The organism is Vibrio sp. 10N.261.51.F11 (genome assembly GCF_041471665.1).
Lineage (GTDB): Bacteria > Pseudomonadota > Gammaproteobacteria > Enterobacterales > Vibrionaceae > Vibrio > Vibrio crassostreae_C.
Map to the genome: position 1 here is coordinate 1 of NZ_JBFROW010000122.1, position 850 is coordinate 850.

Here is an 850-nt window from a genome sequence, read left to right on the forward strand (position 1 = left end):
TTCGTGTTGTTGAATTGATGAAGGATGGCTCAACCAAAGCATTTCCAACCCAAGACTGGGCAGATGGTCCAGATAAAGGTGAGGTTGGTTTGGCTTCAGTAATCGGTATTGATAGTACCGATGATGGTGTTGTGTGGGTGTTAGATATGGGCAGTGAAACTTCGCCTTCGCAAATTGTTGCATGGGATACCGTCAACGATAAGCTATTTAAACGCATTGAAATTGGAAAAGACGTACAGGTCGGTAACTCTTTTTTACAGGATTTTGCATTAGATACACTGCGTAACCAGATGTACATTGCCGATACGAGTTTAGGTAATCTGTATGGCGAAGCTGCGCCTGCCTTTGTTGTTGTAGATTTAAATACAGGTAAATCTCGCCGCGTTTTGCAATCAAATAAAGCACTGCTTTCACCTGAGCATGAGGTTGTGATTGATAGTTCTCGTATGGCGACAAAGCGTGAAGATGGTAGCGTTGATGCGCTTTATCTTGGTGTGAATCCAATCACTATTGATGCAAATAATGAATGGCTATATTTTGGTACAGTCAATGGTAGTGCTATCTACCGTATTCCTGCCGCTGCTCTTGCTAACACAGCGCTTAGTGAAGATGCATTGGCCGAGCAGATTGAATTTTTCAGTGAAAAACGTCCAAGTGATGGCATGATTATCGCAGATAACGGTGATATCTATGTCGGTGATATTGAGAAAAATGCTGTTGGTGTGGTGAATAAAGACGGCTACAAAATCTTTGCACAAGATGACAAGTTATTGTCATGGGCAGATGGTTTCTCTATCCAGGGTGATTACTTGTACGTCACTCAAAACTCTCTTCACTTCCACCCTGCTTT

General features: G+C 42.4%; 1 protein-coding gene. It reads left to right on the forward strand.

The annotated features are described in order from the left end of the window. Positions 1–850 (forward strand): L-dopachrome tautomerase-related protein (locus tag AB4351_RS22195; protein WP_372127202.1); only part of this gene is annotated, 850 nt, incomplete at both ends.